At 68.7% G+C, this 4,163-nt stretch carries 4 protein-coding genes and 1 pseudogene; 3 read left to right on the top strand and 2 right to left on the bottom strand.

Going from position 1 to position 4,163, the window contains the following annotated elements:
* Positions 1-150 precede the first annotated feature (150 nt).
* Positions 151-641: pseudogene (locus ORI94_RS34950) on the bottom strand (transposase); the annotation flags it as partial.
* Positions 642-902: 261 nt separating this feature from the next.
* Between ORI94_RS34950 and ORI94_RS34955 the strand changes: the two are divergent.
* The 3 genes from ORI94_RS34955 to ORI94_RS34965 are packed head-to-tail and all read left to right on the top strand — an operon-like array spanning position 903 to position 3,641.
* Positions 903-2,423 (top strand): MFS transporter, encoded by a 1,521-nt coding sequence (locus ORI94_RS34955; RefSeq protein WP_266083108.1) that lies wholly within the window; start codon positions 903-905, stop codon positions 2,421-2,423.
* Positions 2,410-2,988 carry a TetR/AcrR family transcriptional regulator gene (locus ORI94_RS34960; RefSeq protein WP_266083110.1) on the top strand — a complete coding sequence of 193 codons (579 nt, stop codon included), beginning with the start codon at positions 2,410-2,412 and terminating at the stop codon, positions 2,986-2,988. Before ORI94_RS34955 ends, ORI94_RS34960 begins: the two co-directional genes overlap by 14 nt.
* Positions 2,985-3,641 carry an ABC transporter transmembrane domain-containing protein gene (locus ORI94_RS34965; protein WP_266083112.1) on the top strand — a complete coding sequence of 219 codons (657 nt, stop codon included), beginning with the start codon at positions 2,985-2,987 and terminating at the stop codon, positions 3,639-3,641. Before ORI94_RS34960 ends, ORI94_RS34965 begins: the two co-directional genes overlap by 4 nt.
* Positions 3,642-3,685: 44 nt before the next feature.
* On the opposite strand, the gene ORI94_RS34970 is transcribed toward ORI94_RS34965, so the two are convergent.
* The coding region (locus tag ORI94_RS34970) for a hypothetical protein (protein ID WP_266083114.1) at positions 3,686-4,163 on the bottom strand (478 nt) is incomplete at its 5' end.

Raw genomic sequence — 4,163 nt, forward strand, 5'->3', positions numbered from 1 at the left:
CCCCTCCAGGTACGGCTTCCACTGCGCGATGGAGACCTCGCTCACCAGCTGCTCGTGCGTACCGGTGAAGAACTCGACGTCGCCGCGGAAGAGGGAGGGCACGTAACGCTGCATCAGCAGCACGTTGTTGACGTACACCTCGAAGCGGTCGCGGATCTCCACGACCAGGGCGTCGTCGGCGACCTGCCGCTCCGTTCGGGCTTTCGTACCGGCGATCCACCGGTAATAGCCGGAGCGAAAGACCTGAAGAACCCGGCATATCCACTGAACACCGAAGGTCTCGGTGTGGACGGAGACGAAGTCCCAGCGGCGGGTCTTCACTTCATCTCCTTCGCGAAATAGGCCGCCGCCCGACGCAGGATCTCCCGCTCGAGTTCCCATTCCTTCTCGGCCTTGCGCAGCCGGCCGTTCTCCGCCCGCAGCCGGGCCAGTTCCTCATCCCGGCTCTCCCCGGTCTGGTCGCTGCGGCTGTGACCGCGGCCCGCTTGCTCGTCGGCCTGGCGCACCCAGCTCCGCAAGGTCTCGCCGGTCACCCCGACATCCGCCGCGACTGCCGCGTACGTGCGCTTCCCGCCCGCAGCGCGGTACAACGCCACTGCATCGTTCCTGAACTCCTCCGGATACGCAGACTTACGTCCCACCAGGGCACCCTTCCTCGGATCAACAAGATCCATTGCCAGAGTGTCCACACCGCCGGGGGCACCTCATACAGCTCTCCAGGCATCACCGGCAGTGTCTCCGACGGATCGGCTACCTTCCGGCGAGCCATGGGTCCGGTGTGCGTGTGCGGGCCAGGCTTTCGTGCTGCAGCGGGAGCTCATGCGTCGCGTAGGAGCCACCAGTTCACGCAACAGACCGAGCGGGCGGCTTAGCCGTCCATACGGTCTGTTAAGTTGTTGGGTATGACCGATCTGAAATTTGTGCCGCGTCTTGCCGGCCCTCGCGAGTGGGCCGCGCTCGTCGTGCTCGTGCTCGTCGTCATGCTGCTGGCGATCGACGGCACGGTGCTGTATCTCGCCGTTCCGTCACTGACCGAGGACTTGTCCCCCACGTCCACCGAGGTGCTGTGGATCGGTGACATCTACGCGTTCGTGCTGGCCGGACTGCTGATCACGATGGGCAATGTTGCCGACCGGATCGGCCGCAAGCGCCTGCTGCTGATGGGAAGCGCGGCGTTCGGTGCGGCTTCCGTGCTCGCGGCGTTCGCGCCCAGCGCGGAGGCACTGATCGCGGCCCGGGCCCTGCTCGGTGTGGCCGGGGCAACCCTGATGCCCTCGACACTGTCGATCGTGCGGTCCATGTTCCTCGACCCCGTGCAGCGGACCCGCGCGATCGCGCTCTGGTCGGTCGGCGCCACTGCTGGAGCCGCCCTGGGGCCGCTGGTGGGCGGCGTCCTGCTGGAGAACTTCTGGTGGGGGTCGGTCTTCCTGATCAACGTGCCGATCATGGTGCTGGCGCTGGTTGGCGGATGGTTCCTGCTGCCCGAGTCCCGCGGCACCACCGGTCACCGGATCGACCTGGCCTCCTCGGCGCTCTCGATCCTGGCGATCGTGCCCCTGGTCTATGCCGTCAAGCGCTGGATCGGCAGCGGGGCCGACCTGCTCGTGTTCCTGGCCGCCGTGCTGGGGCTGCTGGCCGGATGGGCCTTCCTGCGCAGGCAGAAGCGCCTGACCGTTCCGCTGCTGGACGTCTCACTGTTCCGGATCCCGGCCTTCGCCGGCGCCGTCGGTGCCAATGCCCTGGCCATCTTCGCCTTCCTTGGTCTGCTCTTCTTCTTCTCCCAGTACCTGCAGATGGTGCGCGGCTTCGGCCCCCTGCATGCCGGGCTCGCCGAACTGCCCGCCACCCTCGCCTCCATCGCGGTCGTCGCCGTGATCGGCTTCCTCGTGGTCCGGCTGGGCGCCGGGCGCTGCATCGGTGCCGGCCTCGGCCTGGGAGCGCTCGGCCTGGCCGGGATCGGCGCGACCGCGCCTTTCGCCTCCTACTGGGGGCTGGGAGTCTCGCTGGCGGTCCTGGGCCTCGGCATCGGGATCGCGATGACGCTGACGACCGACGCGGTGGTCAGTACGGTGCCCAAGGAGCGTTCGGGCGCCGCGGCTGCCATCGCCGAGACCGGGTACGAGCTCGGCGGCGCCCTCGGCATCGCAGTCCTGGGCTCGTTGCAGGCGGCCATGTACCGCTCCCACCTGGAGTTGCCGCAGGATCTGGGTGAGGGCGAGCGCGCCGCCGTCAACGAGTCGCTGGCCTCTGCGCTGGCCACGGTCAAGGACAGCGCGGTCCTCACGGCCGCGCGGGACGCGTTCGCCTCGGCCATGCAGCTGACGTCGTTCATCGCCGCCATACTCCTGCTGGTGGCGGCCATGATCGCCTGGCGGGTCATCCCGTCGACTCCCACGAAGAAGGTGGAGCATGACGCCGCCTGAGGGAGAACTGATCCGCGACCGGGAGCGTACCCGCCGCGCGGTCCTGGAAGCGGCGGAGCTGGCGTTCGAGCAGCGGGGGGCCAAGGCCAGCCTCGCGGAGATCGCGGCGCTCGCGGGAGTCTCCAAAAGCGGACTGATGCACCACTTCCGGACCCGGGAGGAACTGATTGCCCAGGTCATCGAGCACTCCGTGGGGCGGGCTTGGGAAGAGGTCCGCGCCCACGTGGACCTCTCCGAGAACCGCCCCGGCAAGTTCACCCGCGGATACGTACGCGCCTTCACCGGAGGCAGCGAGTACCTGACTCGCGTCTTCAGCCCCAGCGGCCTGCTCGCCGCACTGGGCACCCTGGAGGCTGCGGAGTCCTCCGAAGTGCTTCAGGAGGCCGATGCCCGCGCCTGGAATGAGGCGTTCGACGCCGACGGCCTGCCCCCGGGACGGGCACTGGTCATCCGTTACGCCGCGGAAGGGCTGATCGCCGCGATGCACTCCCCGTACCTGACCCCCGAGCAACTCACCCAGGCCCGGGAGGAACTCCTGGCACTCACCGAAGTGGAACAGCTGTGAACTCCCCGGTTCGCGACCCGGCCCGCGAAGAGCACGCCCGGCCGACGGCGGAAACGCCCGGCACCGGCACCGGCACCGGCCGGGGTTCTGCCGAGGCGAAGCGGGAACCGCTCACCAGTACTTCGCACAGCACAGCCTCCACCGCGGCCAGGCTGAAGATCCTCTGGTCCTTCACCCGCCCCTACCTGCACATCCTGGCGTTCGGGCTGGTACTGGCCCTGGCGGTGTCCGCCATGGCCCTGACCACCCCGCTCGTCACTCAGTGGGTGCTCGACGGCCTCGCCGCGGGCGGCTCGCTGCGCGAGCCGGTACTGGTACTCGTGGGGCTGCTGATCATCGGGGCCGTGGTCGGCTGGTACCAGTGGCTCATGCTGGGCAAGCTCGCCGAGAACGTCGTCCACGACGCCCGCCGCCGGATGATCACGCGCTACCTCGGCGCCCGTCCCTTCGAACTCCTCAAACGCGGACCCGGCCAACTCGTCACCCGCGTCACCTCCGACACCCTCCTTCTGAACGAGGCGGCCTCCTCCTCCGTCATCGGGCTGATCAACGGCGTCGTCATGACCGTCGGATCCCTGGTGCTCATGGGCTATCTGGACATGGTGCTGCTGGCCACATGCCGGCCGGCGCCTGTCTCAGTGGGCGGTTCGTGAGGTGATGTCCGTTTCCGGCTGAGGTTGGAGCAAGGTTGCGTCGGCTATTGCTTCCTGGCGAAGTTGCCGGTGTCGGCCTCGGTGAGGATCCCGAGTTTGACCAGGCGTTTCAGCTTGGCGCGGGTGCCTTCGACGTTCTTTGGCGGCAGTTCGTGGCCGAGGGCTTCGCAGACGTCCTTGGCCCGTAGCGGTCCGGTTGTCTGGTTGAAGGCGTCGAGGATGCGGGGGTAGTCCGGGTGCTCGGGCAGGTCCGGTGCGACGTTCGGGAGCCGGTCGGCGGGGCCGGTGACGGTCGTGCGGGTGATCGCGAGGTGTTCGAGGTGCATCTCGGCCTCCCGCAGCCGGGTCTGCAGGCCGTCAATCTGCGTGCGGAGGTCGTCGGCCAGGGCCCGGGCGGCGTCTTCCTGGAGGTCCAGGGCGTCGAGCGGGGGCTGGAGGTTCACCCTGCCGCCGCCTTCGCCTCGTGCCAGGTGGGGGCGTTCGCGCCGGTGAGGCGGCGGGTCATGACGTGGGTCATCGCCC

It is taken from the genome of Streptomyces sp. NEAU-W12 (genome assembly GCF_026242095.1).
Taxonomy (GTDB): Bacteria; Actinomycetota; Actinomycetes; order Streptomycetales; family Streptomycetaceae; genus Streptomyces.